General features: G+C 66.9%; 20 protein-coding genes. 12 read left to right on the top strand and 8 right to left on the bottom strand.

Annotated features, from left to right (window positions below):
* Positions 1–159 precede the first annotated feature (159 nt).
* From SD72_RS06870 to SD72_RS06850, 5 genes are all read right to left on the bottom strand, one after another.
* The gene (locus SD72_RS06870) at positions 160–1569 is read right to left on the bottom strand and encodes an amidase (RefSeq protein WP_042543680.1); all 1410 of its coding nucleotides are present in this window, start codon (positions 1567–1569) and stop codon (positions 160–162) included.
* 77 nt (positions 1570–1646) lie between these two features.
* Positions 1647–3392, bottom strand: coding sequence for an ABC transporter ATP-binding protein (locus SD72_RS06865; protein ID WP_042543679.1), 1746 nt, complete (start codon positions 3390–3392; stop codon positions 1647–1649).
* Complete coding sequence (locus SD72_RS06860; protein WP_198141898.1) at positions 3392–4288, bottom strand: ABC transporter permease; 897 nt, start codon at positions 4286–4288, stop codon at positions 3392–3394. Before SD72_RS06860 ends, SD72_RS06865 begins: the two co-directional genes overlap by 1 nt.
* 2 nt (positions 4289–4290) lie before the next feature.
* A complete protein-coding gene (locus tag SD72_RS06855; RefSeq protein WP_042543678.1) occupies positions 4291–5238 on the bottom strand; it encodes an ABC transporter permease in 948 nt (315 codons plus the stop codon).
* Between the two features lie 77 nt (positions 5239–5315).
* Complete coding sequence (locus SD72_RS06850) at positions 5316–6833, bottom strand: ABC transporter substrate-binding protein (RefSeq protein ID WP_042543677.1); 1518 nt, start codon at positions 6831–6833, stop codon at positions 5316–5318.
* Between the two features lie 275 nt (positions 6834–7108).
* On the opposite strand from SD72_RS06850, the gene SD72_RS06845 reads away from it, so the two are divergent.
* Complete coding sequence (locus tag SD72_RS06845) at positions 7109–7864, top strand: FadR/GntR family transcriptional regulator (RefSeq protein WP_042543676.1); 756 nt, start codon at positions 7109–7111, stop codon at positions 7862–7864.
* 38 nt (positions 7865–7902) lie between these two features.
* Here the strand turns inward: SD72_RS06845 and SD72_RS06840 are convergent, their stop codons facing one another.
* Entirely contained in the window at positions 7903–8418 is a 516-nt protein-coding gene (locus SD72_RS06840; RefSeq protein ID WP_042543675.1) for a hypothetical protein, read from the bottom strand.
* 152 nt (positions 8419–8570) lie between these two features.
* Complete coding sequence (locus SD72_RS06835) at positions 8571–9830, bottom strand: MFS transporter (protein WP_042543674.1); 1260 nt, start codon at positions 9828–9830, stop codon at positions 8571–8573.
* Positions 9831–10283: 453 nt separating this feature from the next.
* On the opposite strand from SD72_RS06835, the gene SD72_RS06830 reads away from it, so the two are divergent.
* A complete protein-coding gene (locus SD72_RS06830; protein WP_157000495.1) occupies positions 10284–10742 on the top strand; it encodes an Lrp/AsnC family transcriptional regulator in 459 nt (152 codons plus the stop codon).
* Positions 10743–10848: 106 nt separating this feature from the next.
* Here SD72_RS06830 and SD72_RS06825 read toward each other — a convergent pair whose 3' ends face one another.
* On the bottom strand, positions 10849–12957 hold the full coding sequence (locus tag SD72_RS06825; RefSeq protein WP_042543672.1) for a choice-of-anchor Q domain-containing protein: 2109 nt from the start codon (positions 12955–12957) through the stop codon (positions 10849–10851).
* 219 nt (positions 12958–13176) lie between these two features.
* Here SD72_RS06825 and SD72_RS06820 point away from each other — a divergent pair, with 219 nt between their 5' ends.
* The 10 genes from SD72_RS06820 to SD72_RS06775 all read left to right on the top strand — a co-directional run bounded on the left by SD72_RS06820 (position 13177) and on the right by SD72_RS06775 (position 21634).
* Positions 13177–14265, top strand: a complete 1089-nt coding sequence (locus SD72_RS06820; RefSeq protein ID WP_042543671.1) for a prephenate dehydrogenase — start codon at positions 13177–13179, stop codon at positions 14263–14265.
* Positions 14265–14996 (top strand): (d)CMP kinase, encoded by a 732-nt coding sequence (gene cmk / locus SD72_RS06815; RefSeq protein ID WP_042543670.1) that lies wholly within the window; start codon positions 14265–14267, stop codon positions 14994–14996. Before SD72_RS06820 ends, cmk begins: the two co-directional genes overlap by 1 nt.
* Before the next feature lie 155 nt (positions 14997–15151).
* A complete protein-coding gene (gene der, locus SD72_RS06810) occupies positions 15152–16567 on the top strand; it encodes a ribosome biogenesis GTPase Der (RefSeq protein ID WP_232299672.1) in 1416 nt (471 codons plus the stop codon).
* Positions 16568–16859: 292 nt separating this feature from the next.
* Positions 16860–17444: a hypothetical protein gene (locus SD72_RS06805; RefSeq protein ID WP_042543669.1), complete on the top strand. Its 585-nt coding sequence runs from the start codon at positions 16860–16862 to the stop codon at positions 17442–17444.
* Positions 17441–18577 (top strand): WXG100 family type VII secretion target, encoded by a 1137-nt coding sequence (locus tag SD72_RS06800; RefSeq protein ID WP_042543668.1) that lies wholly within the window; start codon positions 17441–17443, stop codon positions 18575–18577. The genes SD72_RS06805 and SD72_RS06800 overlap by 4 nt, the downstream gene beginning before the upstream one ends.
* On the top strand, positions 18574–18888 hold the full coding sequence (locus tag SD72_RS06795) for a hypothetical protein (protein ID WP_042543667.1): 315 nt from the start codon (positions 18574–18576) through the stop codon (positions 18886–18888). The genes SD72_RS06800 and SD72_RS06795 overlap by 4 nt, the downstream gene beginning before the upstream one ends.
* Positions 18879–19166 (top strand): WXG100 family type VII secretion target, encoded by a 288-nt coding sequence (locus SD72_RS06790; protein ID WP_084766860.1) that lies wholly within the window; start codon positions 18879–18881, stop codon positions 19164–19166. The genes SD72_RS06795 and SD72_RS06790 overlap by 10 nt, the downstream gene beginning before the upstream one ends.
* Entirely contained in the window at positions 19163–19651 is a 489-nt protein-coding gene (locus SD72_RS06785) for a hypothetical protein (RefSeq protein ID WP_157000492.1), read from the top strand. The genes SD72_RS06790 and SD72_RS06785 overlap by 4 nt, the downstream gene beginning before the upstream one ends.
* Entirely contained in the window at positions 19644–20558 is a 915-nt protein-coding gene (locus SD72_RS06780; RefSeq protein ID WP_042543664.1) for a DUF817 domain-containing protein, read from the top strand. The genes SD72_RS06785 and SD72_RS06780 overlap by 8 nt, the downstream gene beginning before the upstream one ends.
* A 71-nt stretch (positions 20559–20629) precedes the next feature.
* Positions 20630–21634, top strand: coding sequence for a bile acid:sodium symporter family protein (locus SD72_RS06775; RefSeq protein WP_042543663.1), 1005 nt, complete (start codon positions 20630–20632; stop codon positions 21632–21634).
* Positions 21635–21712: the final 78 nt, after the last annotated feature.

Raw genomic sequence — 21712 nt, 5'->3', positions numbered from 1 at the left:
TCACGGTATCACTCCAGAAGCGAAAGAATCGTTGCGGAGGGGCCTTGGCGTGGCCGCACCTCCGAATTGCGGATTGCAACGTGATTTGAGTGTATATCAACGGAATCAGTTGCCGCAACTCGGAGAAGTAACGAAAAGGCCCGCGGGCCCGGGCTTGGCCTAGCGGATCGAAGCCCAGTCCACCTCGGCGCCCTGGCCGCGAGCGGTCTCGAACCAGTGGGCAACGCGCATCAGGCGGTCGTCTGAACCGATGGGGCCCGCGATCTGCAGGCCAACGGTGCGGCCGTCTGCCTGGATGCCGGCACCGATGGACACCGCCGGCTGGCCAGACATGTTGTACGGCACGGTGAACGAGATGTGACCCATCGTCGCGAGCGGGTCGGTGATCGGCATCGGATCCTCAGCGGCGAACGCCGCGACGGGCGTCACGGGGGAGAGCACGAGGTCGTAGGGCGCCGTCGCGAAACGTGTGAGGCGCGCCATCTCGTCGGAGCAGTTGCGGTTGCGGACCGTCTCGGCCGCGGTGAAGTCGGCCCCTGCCGCGCACCACTCGACGATGAAGGGCAGCACGAGTTCGCGCTCCGCCGGCGAGAGTAGCTCGAGGTCGGCGTACGAGCGCGAACGCCAAAAGTTCACCAGCCCGTCGAGCACCTCGGCGCCGACGAACGGTGCAAGCGGTTCGACGGAAGCCCCTGCGTCGGCGAAGAGGGATGCCGCCTGCTCGATGATCGCGAGCGTTTCGGGTTCTACGGCGAGGCCGGACCCGGCGTCCAACTGCACGGCGACCCTGAGCCCAGCGGGCGCGAGCGGTTCGAGCGACCAGTCCATTTCGCGGTATGCGCGTGTGAGGTAGTCGCGTTCGTCGGGCCTCGCAATGATCGACATCAGCCGGATCGCGTCGGCGGCGGTGCGCGTGAGCGGGCCGGCAGCGCGCCCCGTGTACGGCACGTCGAGGGGGATCAGCCCCTCGCTCGGTTTCAGCGCTGTGAGGCCCTGCCAGCTCCCTGGCAGGCGGATGGATCCACCGATGTCGGTCCCGACGTGGAACGGGCCGTAACCCGCTGCCGCTGCGGTGCCAGCGCCTGCGCTTGATCCGCCAGACGTGTGCGCGGGGTTGATCCCGCCGCGCGTGACACCGTGCAGGCTGGAGACCCCCGAGGAAAGCATGCCCCAGTCGGGCATCGTGGTGGATCCCACGATCACGACACCAGCCTCGAGCAGCCGGTCACAGGTTGGCGCGTTCGCCCCCGCGATCGGTGGGTTCGGGAGAGCGGTTCCGCCTGGCTTCGGCCGCCCCGCGCGCGCGATGTTCTCCTTCACGGTTCCCGGCACACCGTCAAACGGGCTGAGCGGGGCGCCCGCCGCCCAGCGCGCAGTCGCCGCAGCGGCGTCCGCGCGCACCTCGTCTGGTTCGTGCAGGTAGAGGGCGTTCAGCTCGGGCTCCCGATCCGCCACGCGCGCGAGCACCCGCTCGGCAACCTCGCTCGGGGTGAGCGTGCCAGCGGCGAAGTGCTCCGCGAGCGCCCCAGCATCGAGGGCAGCTGGTTCGGGTGTTGCTGAGTGGGACATCTCTGGCCTTTCGTGCGGGGTGGTAAACGCCGTGGGGAGGGCGCGGCCGGTGCGACGGTGCGAGGCCGGCCGCTGCGCTACTGGGAGGTGAGCAGCTCCTGTCGGAGCGTGAGCGAGGAATCGATGAGCCGCTGCGTGTACGGATGCTGCGGGTGGCGGTACACGGTCTCCGTGTCGCCAGCCTCGACGATTTCACCCGACTGCATCACGATGACCGAGTCGCAGAGGTGCCTGACGACGTTGAGGTCGTGCGACACGAACACGAGGGTGAGGCCGTACTCGTCGACGAGGTCGGCGAGGAGATTCAGCACCTGCGCGCGCACGGAAACGTCGAGGGCGCTCACCGGCTCGTCGGCGACGACGACGGCCGGGCGACAGATGAGGGCGCGCGCGATCGAGATGCGCTGGCGCTGACCGCCGGAGAACTCGTGCGGGTAGCGCGACGCAGACGACGCTGGCAGCCCGACCGCCTCGAGCATCTCCGCGACCATCTGCGAGCGCTTCGCCGCGGCCTCAGTGCGCCCGCGCACGAGCAGCGGCTCAGAGATGATCTGCTCGACTGTCATGCGCGGATCGAGGGATCCCATCGGGTCCTGGAAGACGATCTGCAGCTGCTGGCGCAGCTCGCGCAGCTGCGCCTCCTTCGCGCCCGCGACCTCGTTGCCGACCACAACAGCCGAGCCAGAGGTCGGCTGGTCGAGGCCGGCGAGAATGCGCAGCAGTGTCGACTTGCCGGAGCCCGATTCGCCGACGACGCCGAGGCGGCCGCCCCGCGGGACCTCGAAAGAGATGCCCTTCAGGGCATGTACCTCGGTTGCTGGCTTGAAGAGGCTCGTCTTGCCGCGGGTATACGTGCGAACGAGGTCGGTGACGCGCATCACCGGCTCGGCAGCGTGGGCGGATGCTGCGGATCCGCCGGCCGCGTGGGCGCCGGCCGCGCGATCCACCGCGGCGTCTGCCGCAGGATCCACCGTCGGCGGCACGTAGTCCCGTGCGCTCGCAACGGTGAACAGGCGACCGTCGGCGTCAGTCGCTTCGAGATCTGAGGCGGCGAGAAGGCCACGCGTGTACGGGTGCTGCGGGCGCGTGAAGATCTCGTCGGTTGGCCCCTCTTCGACGATCTTGCCGTCGTTCATGACGAGCACGCGCGTGCACATGTTCGCGACGACAGCGAGGTCGTGGGTGATGAAGAGCAGGCCGGTGCCGCGCTGCTTCACGAGCTCAAGGATGAGGTCGAGCACCTGCCGCTGCACGGTCACATCGAGCGCCGTCGTCGGCTCATCGCAGAGCAGGAGCGCGGGATCGTTGGCAAGCGCCATCGCGAGCATGACGCGCTGCCGCTGGCCGCCCGAGAGCTGGTGCGGGTAGGCCCGCGCGGCCTCTGCCGGGTCGGGGAGCTTCACCGCGTCGAGCATCTCGATCGCGCGTCTGCGCGCCTCGGCCTTGTTCGCGACGAGGCCGTGCTGAGTCATGATTTCGGCGACCTGGTCGCCGGCCCGCATGAGCGGGTTGAGAGCGGTGAGGGGCTCCTGGAAGACCATCGCCATGTCGCGACCGCGGATCTTCATGAGCTCGCGCTCTGAGGCCTCGAGCAGGTTGCCCTCGTGGCCGTCGAACGCGATCGAGCCGTCTGCGGTGACGCCGTTCGGCAGCAGTCCGAGTAGCGCGGTCGTCGTCATCGACTTGCCGGAGCCCGACTCGCCAATGAGGCCGATCCGCTCACCCTTCTGCATGTGCAACGAGAAATCGTGCACGAGTGTGCGGTGCCGGGTGCGGACGTTCAACCCGTCGACGGCGAGGAGAGTGTCAGGTGCGTTCGTCATTAGCTGCGGCTCCCATTCAGCTTGGGGTCGAAGCGGTCGCGGAGACCGTCGCCGAGAAGGTTGAAGCCCATCACCGCGAGTGCGATTGCGGCACCGGGGAAGATCGCGAGCAGCGGGTGCGTGCCGAGGAACTGCTGCGATTCCTGCAACATGCGACCCCACGAAGGAGTGGGCGGCGGGGTGCCGAGGCCGAGGAAGCTCAGCGCGGCCTCCGCGAGCACGGCGAGGGCGAACGCGACCGAGCACTGTACGACGACGATGCCGACGATGTTCGGCAGGACGTGGCGGAGCGCGATGCGGAAGCGGGACTGGCTTGCGGCGCGGGCCGCGAGCACGTACTCGGTGCTCATCACCTGCAGCGTGCCCGAGCGGGCGACGCGCGCAAACCCGGGGATCGTCGAGATACCGATCGCGACCATCGCCGTGAGCGTTGACGCCCCGAAGACCGCCGCCGACATGATCGCGAGCAGCAGGGCGGGGAACGCGAGCACGATGTCGGAGGAGCGCATGATGAGCTCCTCGGTCCAGCCGCCGCGGATGCCAGCCCAGATGCCGAGCGGCGTGCCGATGAGCAGCGCAATGCCAACCGAAATGAGGCCGACGAACAGCGTGATGCGCGCGCCGACGAGCATGCCGGAGAAGAGGTCGCGGCCGTACTTGTCCGTGCCGAACCAGTGCTCGGCGCTCGGGCCCTGCAGCCGGTCGGGCGCGTTGACCTGCACGGGGTCAAACGGCGTCCAGAAGAACGACACGATCGCGGTGACGACGACGATTCCGACGAGCACGATCCCGACGATGAGCGTGGGCGAGAGCCCGCCGCGGCGCTTGCGCGGTGCGCGCGGCGCCGAGATTGCTCGGGTGAGTGGCCCCTGCGTGGGTTTTGAGGTCTGGCTCACGGCTAGGCCCCCTTTCGCATCCGCGGGTCAACGATCGTGTACAGCACGTCGATGAGGAGATTGAGGATCAGGGTGATCGCGACGAGCACCATCACGACGGACTGCACGGTGAGCAGGTCGCGGTTGCCGACTGCGTCGAGGAGCATTGAACCGAGGCCGGGGATCACGAACACGCGCTCGATGACGACGGCGCCGATGATGAGCGCGGCGAGCTGCACGCCGGTGACGGTGATGACGGGGATCGCTGCGTTGCGCATGCCGTGCTTGAGGAGCGCGCCCGTGGGGCTCAGGCCCTTCGCGCGGGCCGTGCGGAGGTAATCCTCGCTCATGATTTCGAGGACGGCGGAGCGGACGTAGCGGGTGAGGATCGCGCCCTGCACGCTTGCGAGGGCGAGGACGGGGAGGATCAGGCGGCGCAGGAAATCGCCGAAGTCTTCGCCCGGGGGAGTCCAGCCACCTGCCGGCAGCCAGCCGAGGCCGACGGCGAAGATGAGCACGAGGAGGATACCCGCGAGGAAGCCGGGGATTGCGACGCCGAACTGGCTGCCGGCGCCGATGAGGATCCCGGAGACGTTGCGGTGCTTGACAGCGGCGATCGTCCCGAGCGGGATCGCGATGAGCAGCGCAACGACCATCGCCGTGATGACGAGGATGAGGCTCACCTGGAGCCGGTCGAACACGAGCGGGCTGATGTCTTGGCGTGTCACGTACGAGGTGCCAAAGTCGCCGCGGAGCAGCCCGCCGACCCAATCAAAGTACTGGATGTACAGCGGGCGGTCGATGCCGAACTCTTTTTGCATCTGCGCGATGAGTTCCGGGCTTGCGTTCACCCCGAGGGCGACCTGGGCCGCGTCGCCGGGGATGAGCCGCATGAAGAGGAAGACGACGATGGTGGCGACGAGGAACGTTGCCGCGAATCGCGCGAGGTTGATGAGTATCCGAAGTGCCATGCCGGGGTCCTAGCGGGTCAAGGTGCGTGGAGGCGATGCGGTGGGGTGGCCGCGAACGGCCACCCCACCGGTTCGGGTTACTTCCAGCCGAGCTCGGTGAGGTTGAGTGCCTCAACGATGGCGTTCTCGGGAACGCCGGTCAGCTCTGCCTTCGCGATCACGATGTTCGGGAGGAGGAAGAGGACGCCGCTCGCTGCGTCGTCGACGAGCTGCCGCTGCACGTCCTGCATGCCTGAGATGTAGCCGGCCTCGTCTGCCTGATCCGCTGCCGCGGCGAGCGGTGCGATCTTCGCGTTGTCGTAGCCGATGTAGTAGTCGGGGTTGTTGAAGATGGTGAGCACATCGCGCGCCTCGACGGCGAGCACGGTGGTCATCTCGTAGTTGTGGTTCGTGAAGACGTCATCGAGCCACACTGCCGGGAACTCCGACGACTCGATCTTCACGTCAATGCCGACGTCCTTGAGCTGGGAGACGACGATCTCGGAGACAGCCTGCGCGTAGGGGCGGGTCGGCACCTTGTACGTGATCGACAGGTTTTCCTTGCCGGCTTCCTTGAGCAGCTCCTTCGCCTTCTCAGGGTCGAACGCGTACTGCTCGTTGAGATCAACGTAGTACGGCTCCTTCGGGGTGACGAAGGTCGCGGTGAGCGAGCCGTAGCCGTTCCATGCGGTGTCGATGATCGCCTGGCGGTCGAGCGCGTAGAGCACTGCCTGGCGGACGCGCACGTCGTCGAAGGGCTCGGTTCGGTTGTTGAACGACAGCGTGATTTCGCCGCTCGAGGTGCCTGAGGTGACGGTGAATGCGTCGTCGCTTTCAAACGTGCTCACGAGCTCCGGTGCCTGGAGGTTGACGATCGCGTCGACGTCGCCTGTGCGGAGCGCGTTCGTGGTCGCGGTTGCGTCGGCGAAGTACTGCAGGGTGACGCCCTCGACACCCGGCTTCTCGCCCCAGTAGTCCTCGCGGGTTGCGAGTTCGATGCTCTCGTTCTGCTTCCAGGCGGCAACCTCATACGGGCCGGTGCCGACGGGGGTGTTCGCGAGATCCGCGACGCCGTCCGGGGTAAAGATCGCACCTACGGGTGTCGCGATGTCGAACAGCCACGCGTTCGACGGCTGGCTGAGGTGCACGGCAACCTCGGTGTCTGAGACGACCTCGACGCTGTCGACGACGTCCATCTTGGCCTTCAGTGAACTCGTCCAGTCGGTCTTCACTCGGTCGAAGCTGAATTGTACGTCTGCGGCGGTGAACGGGTCACCGTTTGAGAACGTCACCCCCTCTTCGAGGGTGAACGTGTAGGTTTTGCGGTCGTCGCTGAGGCTCCACTCGCTGGCGAGCAGCGGCACGATCTCGCCGTCCTGGTTGACCTCGACGAGGCCCTCGTAGACGTTCGACATGAGCGCCTGCGGGATGGCCGCGCCTGCGGTGGTGGTGAAGTCGAGGTTCACGGGTGCGCCGGTGAGGGCGATGGTTGCGGTGCTTGGGGTGTCCCCGGTGTCGGCCGGGGCTCCGCCTGACCCTGCTGAACAGCCGGTGAGGGTGAGCGCACCGACGGTGAGGATCGCGGCAGCGAGGGTGAGTGGGGTCGTAAAACGCATGGTGGTTCCTGTCACAACTGGGGTCGGCTGCTTTGCTGACGGCTGGTGATTCGGTGTTGACGCGTGGGTGGATTCGCGGGGTGTGCGGATCCTGGTTGGCGCGGTTGGTGTGGTGTCACCCCTCGGTGCGAATCAGCCCTGATCCGCCCCTCGCGCCGCGAGGATTCCAACTAGGATACATGGTAAGGCCACTTGAGGGCGCTACTATCCTGAGAGAGTTTGCTGATGTCATTCAGCGCGCAGGGCCCATCGACCTCACAGAGGAGTGCTGTCGTTTGACTACACATAGCTTTACTCAGGCAGTGCCTGTGCTCACCTACCAACGGATCGTCGAACAGGTCGAGTCCGCGATCCTCTCCGGCGATATCCCCGTCGGCTCACAGCTCTCGAGCGAACGCGACCTCATGGTGCAATTTGGTGTGAGCCGGCCCACCGTGCGCGAGGCGCTCCGCGTGCTGCAGAGCATGGGTCTCATTGAACCGAAGCCTGGCACCCGCGGCGGGCCCGTCGTGCTCGCGCCGTCATCCGAAACCCTCGGGCGTTCGTTTCGTGCGATGATCGGCACCGCCTCGCTCGGCCTCGCGGAACTCGTGCAGTTCCGTATTGTGCTCGACGGTTCCGCGAGCGAACTCGCCGCGGTGCTGCACTCGCCCGAACAACTCGAACGCATGCGTGCCGCCGTCGCCAGGATGCGCGAAGCAGCTGAGGGGGACGCGAGCGACTTCGCCGACGCCGACCTCGCGTTCCACGAAACCGTCTGGGAGGCGAGCGGCAACCAGATTCTGCGGTTGAGCGGGGAGGCAGTCGCTGGGGCGCTCCGCGAGCTCGTGCGCCGCGACCTTGAGCGCGGCGCGGGCGGAAACGCCGTGAAGCTCGACTCTGCACGGATCGACTCGGGGCTGTTCGAGGCGATCGAAAGGCGCGACGCTGCGGAGGCCGGGCGAATCGCGCGCGGCGCCATTGCCGATCGGTTCAGCTCCATGCTCACCGAGCAGGAGCGCCTCGGGCTCGCGGCGATCACCGGCGCATAGGCGGGTGCCGCTGCCGGGTGCCGCTGCCGCGCGGACGTCTAGGCGTCGAGGAATTCCTCAAGGATGCGCTCTCGTGAGCGGCCTGGCTTCGCGGCCTTGATCTGCTCCCGAACCTCCGGCGTGATCAGCCGCAGCACCTCCGGGTCGGCACCGGTGATGCTCACGAGCGGGCGCGGCACCGGGTTGGCTGCCGCGGCAGCTCGGAGGCCGTTGCGCTTCGCGGTGTTCACCATCGCCAGGATCGAAACGCCTATGGTGGCTCCGACTATTCCCGGCAGGAACTCCCCGACGATCCAGGGTGTGTCGCGCCCAGCGATGCCCTGGAGCACCAAGCCGGCGAGGGCGATGGCGCCGATGATCCCTGCGACGCTCCAGTACGTCTTGGCAAGGTTCTCTCGCTTGTCGAGTGGCTCAACCGCTGAGATGTACTGGTGGGCATCCATACTGTCGTCCACGACATACAGTGCCTTGCCGCGTGTGATGAAGGCGGTGCCGTGCGCCGACACTCGTGCGCGCTTCAGATCGCCACCGAAGTTGATCCTCTGGTCTGGCATTCGGCAGCTTCCTCCCCGGAACGACCACTCGTCGCTCACCTGCTGTGTACCCGGTGAAGTCTAAACGCATGACAGGTTGGATGCGTATCCGGTGCGACGCGTACCGGGTGGGACGCGTATCCGGCGAGCCCACATCGCGTTGGGCGGGGGAGTTACGCTGTGCGCTTGGCCGCGCGCGCAGCGGTAAAGGCGAGCGCGCCGCACGCGAGCGCGAGCGCGAGGGTGAATGCGATGACGGCTGGCGTGAGCCCGAACGCGGTCGCCGCAACGCCAAGCCCGAGCACGGGCAGGGTGCTGCCGATGTACGTCACCGCGTAGATGGTGTTGACCGTTGCAGCGTGCCGCTCCGATGGGACGGCCGACACGGCCGCGCCGAACACCTGCTGGAACGCGACGCCCTGGCCTGCCCCAGCCAGGATGCAGGCGGCAATGGTGAGCCCGGGGCTCCCGAGCGCCGTCGCGAGCCCGAGCAAGAGGACGCCCGCGGCGAAGGCCGTGAGAGCGAGTGGTGCGGCCCAGCGCCCGCGAATGGGGAAGAGCTGCGCTCCTGCCGAGGCGAGCAGCGCGAGGGAGGCAAGGAGCCCGAGCATCGGCCGCGAGGTCGCGCCGAAGAGCTCGGCGAAGTGTCCTGGGGCGAGCGAGAGGGAGAAGCCGAGGAACGCGAAACTCGCGAAACCGACGAGCGCGGCCATGCGGATCACGGGGATCGAAGCTGCAACGGCCTCGGGTAGCGCGAGCTGCTGCGTAGCGGTCATGGGCGCTGCGGGATCCGCCTGCGCGGTGCGGATCGGGCGGCGCAGCGGGCGACATTCGGGGTGCGGTGCGATGAGCAGCACGACAGGGATGAGCGCCGCGAGCACGAGCGACCACACGAAAAACGGGGTCTGGGTCGGCGAACCGAAGAGCGAGAGCACGCCGCCGAGGATCGGCCCCGCCGCGACGCCACCGGACGTTGCGAGCAGCGTCAGCCTGCCGCTCAGGCTCGGGCGGCCAGGCAGCAGCACCCGGAGGGCGCTCGATCCCGTGCCTGTCGCGGCCGCGATCGCGAGCCCCTGGATGGCGCGGGCGAGGCAGAACCAGGCGAGGGTTGGCGCAAGCGCGAGGCCGAGCGTCGCAATCGACGTCGCGGCGAGGGCGCAGACGAAGACTGTGCGCCGGTTGGCGCGCTCGGCAAGTCGGCGGAACAAGACAAGCCCAACGAGCAGGCTGAGAACGTAGCTCGCGAAGGCGATGGTGATCCCGAACGCGTCGACGCTGAGGCGATCCCCGATGATCGGGAACAGTGCCGTCGGAAGGTTCACGGCGGTGAGCAGGCCAAAGAGGCTAACGATAGTGAGCGTCGCGCGAATTCGGGGGCGCCTGAGGGAAACGGGCGCGCTGCCGGGGTGCGCGAGGGCAGGGGTGGTGCTCAACGTGGTGCTTTCGTACTGGCAACCGGGGTGGTGGTTGCGTGCCGTGCTGCAGTGCCGGGTGTGGTGTGCAGCGGTGTGGGAAGCGGTGTGATGACCGATCCCCGATGAGCATTCAAACTTACCGGGCGGGCACACGCAAATCGGCGCGCGAAGTGTGACTGTCCGGCATACACGCAGTGCGCCCTCTGCGCCGGTGGTCGGTGGCGCAGAGGGCGAAACGTGTGTGTGCGGCGGCGTGCGGCGTGCCGCCGATAAGTGGCGCGAACATCTGGGGGTGGTAGACGTTTGCTTGGCGCGTGCCCGGTGGTGTGCGGGGGTGCTGTCTGCGGGGGCGATGGGTTGCCGCCCCCAGAGAGCATTCAATCGCAGGCTGAAAGATTAGCGCAATAGACGTCGATTTGAGTGCGCAATCTGTATAGTTGAAGGCGACAAAGGGAGGGCGACATGAGCGAAATGTACGCCGTTGATGCGACGGATCGTAAGATCCTCGAACAGCTCGACATTGATGGCCGAATGCCGGTGGCAATGATTGCGCAGAACCTCAATCTCGCCCGCGGCACCGTGCAGGCGAGGCTGGACCGCATGCAGGCCTCTGACGTGTTCAGGCCGCACAGCTCGCGGGTGAAGCCGGCAGCGTTCGGACGACCGGTCGCCGCGATGGTGCAGGTTGAACTCGACCAGCACCTCATTCAGGAAGCGATCGGGGCCCTCGCGAGCATCCCCGAGGTGCTCGAGTGCTTTGCCCCGGCGGGCGACACCGACCTGCTGCTCAGAGTCGTGGCGCGTGATCCAGACGATCTGTACCGGGTCAGCGAGGAGATCCGCCTGTGCCCCGGAATCATGCGCACCTCGACGAGCCTGTTCCTGCGCCAGGTCATTCCGTATCGCGTCACCGGGCTGCTCGGCCAGTAGCGGGTCGCATCAGGTCGCGGCGGGGCACCACTGGGCCGTCACCGCACACAGCGGCCCTGCCCCGGAACTTCCGGGGCAGGGCCGCTGTGTGTCGGGGTGCTTGCTGCTACTGGCGCAGCGCGCGCCGCGCGGTCAGCACGCCGGCACCTGCGAGTACCGCAAGCAGAGCCGCAATCATCCACCCGATCGGACCCGAGCCGCCGGTCTCAGCGATGTCGCCCTTGTCGCCCTTGCCGGGCGGCGTGACCTCGGGAACAACGGCCGAGCCCTCAATCGCAGGCAGCGTGCCCGTCGCGGTTGCCCGCTCGATGGTGAGGTGCTCGCTCGGCTCGCTCAGCGTGACGGAAAATTCGCGTTCCTGTTGCGGGCCCTCGAGCTTCGCGGTCGGCACAGCGAACGACTTCGCACCCGATTCGCCTTCGGCCCAACTGAGCGTCAGCTCGGACGCCGTGTAGTCGGTGCCTGCGATCGCGGTGCCGTCGGACGTGGCGATGGTGACGGTGACGGCGGGAAGCGCTTCCGCATCCGCGCGGGCTGGTGTTGGCGCGGTGCGCTCGGCGGTGAACACAGCGGTCTCACCGTTCGCGACCTTCACGTCGGCGAGGATCGACACGGTCGATTCGAGCACGGGCTGCTCCCGCATCTCCACCTCCACCGCACCGATGTCAGCGGCGCCGTTCACGGGGCGGGGGAACCCGCGCTGGTCGACGGTGAGGGCGCCTGCTTCGGTAACCGCATCCACGAGCGGCGATGTCTCGCTCGGGAGCATCGTCTGAGTCGGGCCGCCGTTGTCGGCAAGCGGTCCGAGCTCGAGTGCTGCGAGTGGGATGACCTGTGAGGTTCCCGCCTCAACATCGACGTTCTCGCTCGGCTGCGTGAAGACCGAGTCCGAGACCGTGACGATGTTCGGCTCTGTCGACTCGTCGCTGCTAAACGCGAACGGATCCTTCGCCCCCGAATCGATCGCGGAGCGGGTGATCGCTACCTCGTTGGATGAACCGCGTCCAACGAGATCGATAATGGAAGACACGGCGGTTACCTGGTCGAGCTTGATCTTGTTGTTGCCGTATCCGTCGCCGACGAGTGCGCTCGACTTGCCAGCAGCCAGGGCAGCCGAACCGTCGAACGTGCTGTTCTCCACGAGCAAGACGGGGTAGCGCAGGGCCTCGTCCGCCGGAGCTGCGTCCGCCGCGGCGCGCACCATCGGCGGGGACGCTAGGAGGATCGATGCAGCCCCAGCGGGCTCTCCCTCTTCGAAGCCGCCTCCGATGTTGCCGACGAACGTCGTACCGCTGACATGAATGTACGGTGGGGCATCCACATTCGGCTCACCCCACGTTGGGTGGTACTCGATTGCGCCAGCCGAGCGGCCGACATTGTTTTCAAACACGCTGTCGACGATACGAACGGGGGAGACTGCACCGGTGAATTCCGTGAACTCTCCCGAGAGGCTCAAGCCGCCAGCGCTCTCACCAAGGCCCTCCTCGTCGAGGCCGCCGTTGCCACTGAGTCGCACACGTTCGAGCGTCGCCCCAGCGTCTGCGCTCGGTGTGTAGTACCTGAGCTGAAGCCCGGTCTGCTCGTTATCGGCGATGACAGAGTCGGTCACAGTGAGCTCTGCGTCGCTCACGCCCCACACCGACATGCCAATGCCGTTGCCCGTGAGCGTCGTGCCAGACATGGTGAAGTCGTGCCCGCTGAGCCCTTCCAGCCTGAGGCCGATCTCGCCGAAGCCGCGGATCGTCGTGTCCGTGACGGCGCTCGTCTGCGGCAGGGCGGCGTCCGCCGAGATGATGAGCCCCGAGGTCCACCAGCCTTCGCTTCCGGTGAGGGTCACACCACTGAGCTGCACGGAGGACGACGCGAACCCGAGCAGGGCTGGGAAGCCGCCGGGTTCGGTGGTGACCTGCTTGATCTCCGTGTTGTCCTGCCCGTTGCCCCGAATGGTGAGAGACACCTCCGAGTACAGCATCTCCGATACCGTCACTGTGCGCACGGACGGCGCAAAGGTGACCGTCGTCGCGACGTCGGGCTGTGCGTTAGCCGTTTCGAACGCCGCTCGCAGCGACCCCGGGCCATCGTTCGCCTCCGAGGTGACCTCGATGGTGGCCGCATCAGCAGCGATAGCCATTGATGGCGTCGCTGCGATGAGCGACCCTCCAAGCAGCGCTGCGGTCGTGAGCGCGCCAAATCGCGCCCCTAGAGTAATCGTCATCGTTGATGCTCCCCGCAAACGTCGCCTTTGAAATTTCTATCTCAGCATACGCCTTGGACAGGCCAAGGAGAAGGCCTCGGCATACCCGTGACTCCGCCCCGAAACGGCCCAGCGACAGCAGCGAGGCAACTGCCCGGAAAACCCGCTAAAATCAAGGGAGTTTCATCTCCAGGCGCACGCTTCGCGCCCGCAGCGCCCCGAACGGAGACCCCACCCGCGATGAATGAACTTGAATCCCGCGTCCGCGGCACCGTGCACGTCGTGGGCGCCGGACTCCTCGGCGCAAGCGTCGGACTCGGTCTCCGCGAGCGCGGCGTCGACGTCACGCTCGAGGATGTCTCACCGACCGCGGTTGCGCTCGCCGCAGACTACGGGGCCGGACGCGTCAGGGAAGAGAGCGACCCGGAACCAGCCGTCGTCGTCGTAGCCACCCCGCCAGACGTCACGGCAGACGCCGTCGAGCGCGCGCTCGCAGCGTTCCCCGACGCCGTCGTCACCGACGTTGCAAGCGTCAAACTTGCCCCGTACCTTGAACTCGTCAGGCGCGGGGTGCCACTCAAAAACTACGTCGGCTCCCACCCCATGGCGGGCCGCGAGCGCGGTGGCGCCATCATGGCGCGAGCAGACCTCTTCACCGCACGCCCGTGGGTGATCTGCCGCGACAGCGACACCCCTGCCGGAGCGCTCGCCCTCGTCGAAGCCATCGCGCTCGACCTCGGCGGCGTACTCGTTGAGATGACCCCCGCCGAACACGACCGCTCCGTTGGGCTCGTCTCGCACCTGCCGCAGGTCGTGTCGAGCCTGCTCGCCGCGAGACTCGTGCCGGCAGCCGAGCAGGCCATAGATCTTGCTGGGGGAGGGCTGCGCGACACCACCCGCATCGCCGCGAGCGACCCGGAGCTCTGGGTGCAGATCCTCGGCGCAAACCGCGGCCCCGTCATCGAGCTGCTCGACGCGTTCGCAGCAGACCTTGCCACCTTCACTGACGCGCTCCGTGACGTCGACGCCCCCGGTGCGAAGCGCAGCGTCGCCGACCTCCTCGCCGCTGGCTCCCGCGGCGTCGGAAGGATCCCAGGCAAGCACGGATCGTCTGAACGATTCGTCACCATCACCGTGCTCATTGACGATACGCCGGGCGAACTCGGGCGGCTGCTCACCGAACTCGGAGAACTCGGTATTAACATGGAAGACTTGCGCCTTGAGCACTCGCCTGGCGCACAGATTGGCTTTGCGGAGATCGCCGTGCTGCCCGAGGCCGCCGAACGAGCGGTCGTTGACTTGACCGAGCGCGGATGGAGAACACTGTGATGGGCACGACCCCCGAAACACTCGACCCCATCCTTGTCGCGATCGACGGACCCGCAGGCAGCGGAAAGTCGAGCGTCTCGCGCGCCGCGGCCGAGCAGATGGACTTCGGGATACTCGACACCGGCGCCGCATACCGCGCGCTCGCGTGGGCATGCAGGGAGACCGCGGTCGACCCGGACTCCGAGCCAGCCGTGCTCGCCCTGCTCGACGAGTGGATCTACACGATCTCGCTGCGCGGCGAGCAGCGCGTCCAGGTCACGCTGCCTGGCGGGACAGAAGCACACGACGTGTCAGCGGTGATCCGCACCCCGGAGATCTCTGCCCAGGTGAGCCGCATCTCGAAGCACCCCGACGTTCGGGTGCGCTTGAACAACATGTTCCGCGAGATCGTCGCAGCATCTGGACTCCCCGGCGTGGTCATTGAGGGGCGCGACATCACCACCGTTGTCGCGCCGGACGCACCCGTGCGGATCCTCATGACCGCATCGCCAGAGGTGCGGGCGACACGGCGAGCTGGCGAACTCGTTGGCGAGAGCCACGAGCAGGTCCTCGCAGACATTATGGCGCGCGACGCGAAGGACGCCGCAGTCGTCAATTTCCTCACCCCAGCCCCTGGGGTCACGCTCATCGACACGAGCGACATGAACTTTGGGCAGTCGATCCAAGCTGTGATCGACACCGTCGACGAGGCCCGCAGGGCCCGCCCATCGAACGACAAGGAACAGAGATGAACGAAGAACAAGAATTTGATCTCTCGAAGATCGACCCGAGCGAGATTATTTCGGGCGAGGGCGTAGCTGAAGAGACCGCCGACTTCGATGGTGCCCAGGGCGCAGCAGACGCCGACTTCGACGGCGAGGTGACCGACGAGGAGCGACTGCGCTCGATGCGCTCAACCCTCGACGCGTTCGAGCTTGAAGACGACGACCGCGACATCCTCACAGCGGACGGCGAGTTCATCGGCTTCGCCGAGCCGAGCCTCGAGGCATTCCCCGTCGTCGCCATTGTCGGTCGCCCGAACGTCGGCAAGTCCGCGCTCGTGAACCGTATCCTTGGCCGGCGCGAGGCCGTCGTTGAGGACATCCCAGGTGTCACACGCGACCGCGTGACCTACCCTGCGCTGTGGAACGACAGGCGCTTCTCGCTGGTCGACACGGGCGGGTGGGAGCCTGACGCCCGCGGCATCGACGCGTCCGTCGCGCTGCAGGCCGAGGTAGCGATCGAGCTGTGTGACGTCGTGCTGTTCGTTGTGGACTCGCGCGTCGGCGCGACCGCGACCGACGAGCGCGTCGTGCAGATGCTGCGCCGTTCGAACAAGCCAGTGTTCCTCGTCGCGAACAAGGTGGACGATTCAGTGCTCGACCCCGAGGTCGCAGCACTGTGGTCGCTCGGGCTCGGTGAGCCCCGCGCGGTGTCTGCACTGCACGGTCGCGGCGTCGCCGACCTGCTTGACGACGTCATGAAGACGCTCCCCGAGGTTTCGGCTGTCGCACAGCCCAAGCTCGCGGGCCCGCGCCGCGTCGCGCTGCTTGGCCGCCCGAACGTTGGCAAGTCGAGCTTGCTGAACAAGGCTGCCGGTGAAGAGCGCGTTGTCGTGAACGAGATCGCTGGCACCACCCGCGACCCGGTTGACGAGCAGGTGGAGATCGCTGGCCGCGTGTGGACCTTTGTCGACACCGCCGGTATCCGCCGCCGCGTGCACCTGCAGAAGGGCGCCGACTTCTACGCGACGCTCCGCACCTCAGCAGCCCTCGAAAAGGCTGAGGTCGCCGTCGTGCTGATCGACGTCACGCAGGAGATCAGCGACCAGGACCTGCGCATCATCGACCTCGTGCTCGAATCGGGTCGTGCGCTGGTGCTCGCGTTCAACAAGTGGGACATGCTTGACGATGAGCGCCGCCGGTACCTGGAGCGTGAAATCGAGCAGGACCTCGCGCACGTCGACTGGGCTCCGCGCGTAAACATTTCGGCCCGCACCGGGCGCCACCTCGAGAAGCTCGTTCCCGCGCTCGACGCGGCGCTCGAATCGTGGGATACCCGCGTTCCGACCGCGAAGTTCAACGCGTTCCTCGCAGAGCTCGTGCAGGAGCACCCGCACCCGCTGCGCGGTGGCAAGCAGCCACGCGTGCTGTTCGGCACGCAGGTGCAGAACCGCCCGCCGACGTTCGTGCTGTTCACCTCCGGCTTCCTGGATCCCGGCTACCGCCGATTCATCCAGCGCCGCCTGCGCGAAACCTACGGTTTCGAGGGCACGCCGATCCAGATCAACGTGCGCGTCCGCGAGAAGCGGGAGCGCCGCTAGACGGTTGCGGCCTCCCCGGCAGCCCTTTCCGGCTGCCGGGGATGCTCCGGCGCGCGCTGCGCCGCGGGCCGCGGCGTGGGCTGCCGCGACGGCGCGCGCGGGGCTCCCGCGCCGGCTCCGTGGCCCCCCCCGCGAACTTCATGTCACTTTGCCCCGCGAAGTCGCTGTTTTGGTTCCGTTTCGTGGCGCAAACTGACATGGAGTTGAGTCGTGGCTGCCGTCGCGGGGCGCTCAGCATTCCTGCGAGACAGCACACCTATGCCTCAGCCCCAGTCAGTACACTGGCGACACTATGATCAGCACAACCTCGGCGAGAGTTTCGGCTATCGGGCTGGCGTGCGTCGGCGCGCTCGCTCTCATGGGGTGTGCGCCACAGGCTGGCGGCGAGACGCCCGGGTCTGCCGATCAGTCGGAGCAGTCTGAGCAGTCGGCGAAGGCGAAGTCGAAGACGGAACCCGCGGTTGGGCCCGCCCCGCTCGTGGAAATCACCTTCGAGCTGGAGGGCGTCGAGCACACGGTGTCTGGCACCCCCGACAGAAGCTTCTGTGATGCGGGCCCGACTCACATGTTCACCTCGTCTGATCCGCTCACCGACGCGGGCGTCAGCGCCGCGAAAGATGGCGGCGAGCAGGCGAGCATCATGGCGTGGGCGACGGGCGAGTTCGCCGTGAGCTTTCAGGGTGCGGGCGAGGTCGTGCGCACGGAAACGGCGACGGGCGACACCGTTTGGGCCAATGACGCGAGTGGTGATGCCTGGGTTGCCCCGGCCGGGGACCTGGCCGGCGGGCGAGTCTCGCAGAGTGACCTCACGAGTTTCGAGCAGGTCGAAGCCACCGCCTCATTCACCATGACCTGTGACCCGGAGGGCAGCGAATGACCGGTTCGAATCCCAACGATTTCTGGCTGCTTCCCGCCGGTCTTGAACAGCAGGCTGGCGGCTTTGAACAGTGGCAGGGCGCCCTCGCCGGGATGAACGACGAACTCAAACTCATCGTGCCGTACACCTCTGACAACGCCGAGATTTTCAACTACGCGATTGGTCGCTTCGGCGAGATGCACACCGGGGTGCTCAAGTGGATCGCGCATATGCAAAACGTAATTGCCGGGGTCGCTGCCGAGCTGCGGGATGTCGCGCGCGAGGGGCGCACGATCGATCTCGCCCAGGCCGCGCGGATCGACAAGTATTCGCCGACGGAGTACAACGGTTTCGACCCGTACGGTGGTGGCAGCTACGGCAAGGGGTCTGGGACCCTCGCGCCGGAGTCAGATCGGTGGGACTCTGTTGACGCACCGCTGTACCTGCCGAACACCGGCGGCGGTGCACGCTTCTATCTCGACGCTGGCCCCGGCGCCTTCGACGGTGCCTCCGACTTCACGAAGCGGCTCCTGCCTGGAGATCTCGCGAGCCCGTCGGAGTGGGTGTCCGTTGTGCTTGAGCACATCGGTGCGACAAGCTTCCGTGAGACGGTGCTCTCCGGCTTCGGCGGCGACTGGGGTGCGCTCCGCGCCCACGCTGCCCGGTTGCAGGGAACGTCGAAGTTTCTCGGCGATGCCCACTCCGCAATGACTTCCAACGTCGGCGCAGTGCTCGTGTACTGGCAGGGGCACTCGGCAAACAGCGCGAGCGCCTACTTCGACGAAATGCTCGCCGGCATTGCCGGGGCCCGTGACGGCGCAGCGAAGGCGGCCACGGCGATCAACGAGTACTGCGACGCAGTGAAGGACGCCGCGGAGGTCGTTGCCGGCGTGATTGACGGCTTCAGAGACTCCGTGGTGATCGCGGCGATCACTCTCGCCGCTGGCGGTAAGAACCCGTTCACGGAGGTGCTGAGTAAGACGGCAGCCGGGGCAGCGATGCTCAACGCGTGGCGACTCTGGAGCAAGATCAACGACCACGTGCAGAAGCTGCAGACGATCAAGCAGGGGCTGAGCGTGATTCGGGGTCTTACGACGTCGATGGACGACTTCACATCGAAGCTGCACGTTCCGGTGATGGCGGAGACCTCGTGAAAGACTTCGACGAGGCCCAGATCGCGGCGATGTTCCGCTCGCAAGACCGTGAGGCCGACGCCCGCGAGCATCGCGTTTTCGAGTCGATTCCGCCAAGCGCACAGATCATGCGAATGCTGCGGGAGGAACTCCAGCAGGCGAGCGCCAACCCAGACATCACAGCGGAAGCGAAGCGCACCCTTACAGCGGTGCTGCGCGGGGAGCAGCCCCCGGAGGCACTGCTCGACACGACCCTCTTCCCGGTGCGCCCTGAGGTTCGCGGCGGTGCCGAGCCCGGCGACACACGAAATGGAGACCTGCGATGGCGATAAGTGTGAAGAGCGCAGCAACGCACGGCGCGATCGAGAACATCGAGCGCGAGCTCGTGCTCATGCAGGCGACGCTCGACCAGCTCGAGGCGCGAACGGCCACACTGCAGGGGCAGTGGAACGGAGAGGCGCGGCTCGCCTTTGGGCTTGCGATGAATCGCGCCCAGACGTCTCTGAACACGCTGCGGGCGCTCGCGAAGAGCGCGGCCTCTGAGGCTCGCTCTTCGGCAACAGCCCTCACTGACTTTGACCGCCGGCGCAGCGGAGTGTGGCAGCGATGAGGGGCTCGCGCGGGTTCGCGCGCACCCTGCTGGTCGCAGCCGGTGCGTGCGCAGGAGCGGCGCTGCTTATGGGCTGCGCACAGAGCAGTTCGACGGTCACGATCACGTACGAGGCTGACGGATCCACCGCGAAGGAATCGTTCACGCCGAAAGACATCGCGTGCATTCCAGGTGGCGGCGCATTCGGTCTGCAGTTCACCGACGAGCCGTTCTACCAACTGTCGGTGAGCGAGGGCGAGCCGGGCCAGATCGAGGTCGCCCTGTTCGACGAGAAGTCGCTGCTGCACTTCGAGTCCGACAGTGCCGACGTGCGATCCGCCGCCGCCGACGACGGCTCGGTCGAGTACGTGGTGTCAGCGAAGTCTGACAGCGTCGCGCTCGTCGATCTTGCGGGCGTGGAGCCTGGGCCCGAGCCCGATCTCAGCGGCGTGCCGAAGCACAGCGGCTCGATCGAGGCGACGTTCCGCTGCGTTCCGGATGCGTAGGGCGCAGCGCAGCGAGCCACCACACGAACTGACGGGGCTCGAGCGCGCCATCGACCGCGCCGCGAACCGGTTGCTCGTCGGGGCGCCAGCGCGCGGCGTTCGTGCCGTGCTCGTCGAATGCGTCGTGTTCGTTCTCAAGCAGGCCTGGGCGTGCATCTTCGGGTTCCTCCTGCTCGTCGTGCTTGTCGCCGCACGGCTGTGGTATCCGGAAGACGCGGTGCTCGCACGCAACGACGCGCTCACGATCGCCGCGATCGTGATTCAGGTGTTGCTGCTCGCGTTCCGGCTGGAGACCGGGCGCGAGCTGTGGGTCATCATGCTGTTCCACATCACCGGCACCGCAATGGAACTGTTCAAAACCGATGTTGGATCGTGGGCGTACGAGGGTGAGGGGATCCTGCGGATTGGTGCAGTCCCGCTCTTCAGCGGATTCATGTACGCGGCAGTCGGCTCGTATATGGTGCGCGTGTACCGGCTGCACGACCTGCGGTTCTCTCGCTATCCTGCGCGTTGGCTCACGACGGCGATCGCCGCGCTGATCTACGTGAACTTCTTCTCGCACCACTTCATCATCGATTTGCGATGGGTGCTGTTGGCCGCGGTGATCGTCGTGTGGTGGCGCACCCAGATGCACTTCCGCGTATACCGGGTGACGTTGCGGGCGCCGCTGCTCGCCGTGTTCGCCGGCGTCGCAGCCTTCATCTGGATCGCCGAGAACATCGCCACGTGGGCCGGCGCCTGGCTCTACCCGCACCAGATGGACGGCTGGGAGCTCGTGTCACCGCAAAAGTTCATCGCGTGGTTCCTGCTCATGATCATCTCTGTGGTGTTGGTGACCTGGGTGTATCCGCCGCGTGAGCCAGGGCCGCGTGAGCCGGGGCCGCGTGAGCCAGCCGGAGCCGCGTGAGCCAGCCGGGGGCGAAGGGCCACGCGCGCAGAACTGGTGCGAGCCGCTGAGCACTGTGCAATGCTGGATGCATGAGCAATGATGATGTTCCTCAGCCACCAGCTCAGTCGCGCGGCGCACGCGTGAGTCGCATCGCGGGGACCTGGTTCCCCGTGATCGTCCTCGCTGCCGGGGCCGTCGCCGTCTTCGTTCCCGGCGCGTTTCTCCCCGTTGCACCGTTCATCAACCCGCTCCTCATGGTCATCATGCTGGGCATGGGCATGACACTCCGTGGGGCGGACTTCGCGCTCGTCGCCAAGCGCCCCATCCCGTTGCTCATCGGTGTGCTCGCCCAGTTCATCATCATGCCGCTTGCCGCGCTCTTGCTGGTGAGCGTGTTCAACCTTGAAGCGGCGATCGCCGTCGGTGTGATCCTTGTTGCGGCCGCGCCCGGAGGGACAGCGTCGAACGTGATCGTCTATCTCGCGAAGGGTGACGTCGCGCTATCGGTTGCGATGACCTCGGTGTCGACGCTTGTTGCGCCCGTACTCACCCCGCTCATTGTGCTGTGGATCGCGAACTCCTACCTCGCGGTCGACACCGTCGGCATGTTCATCTCGATCGTGCAGATCGTGATCATCCCGATCATCGTCGGCGTGCTCACGAGGCGGCTGCTGCCCGGGCTCGTTGACCGCATCATCGACTGGCTTCCGCTCGTCTCCGTGCTCGTCATCACGCTCGTGATCCTCGCTGTTGTCGCTGGTAGCGCTGAGACGATCCTCACCTCCGGGCTGATCGTCGCCGGCCTGGTGGTGGCGCTCAACGGGCTCGGGCTGCTCCTCGGCTACGTTGCGGCGCGGCTCGCGGGCCTCGACGAGGCGGCGCGCCGCGCGGTCACCTTCGAGGTGGGCATGCAGAACTCGGGGCTCGCCGCGGGACTTGCGCGCACCCACTTCACGCCGGAGGCAGCGCTTCCCGCCGCACTCTTCTCCGTCTGGCACAACGTCACGGGTGCGATGCTTGCGAGCTACTGGTCGCGGAAGCCGCCGAAGCCACGCGAAGTGGCCGGAGTTTCCGAGGAGCGGTCCGGGCGGTAGCTGGGTAGCGCCGGGCAGTGCGAGGTGGCGCGTGCCCCCGCCTGCGGTGCGCGGGCCCGGAGAACGCCGCGAGCGGGC

The organism is Leucobacter komagatae (assembly GCF_000834055.1).
Lineage (GTDB): Bacteria > Actinomycetota > Actinomycetes > Actinomycetales > Microbacteriaceae > Leucobacter > Leucobacter komagatae_A.
Note: the sequence above shows the minus strand (reverse complement) of the source record. Positions and strands in the feature narration are given on the sequence as shown.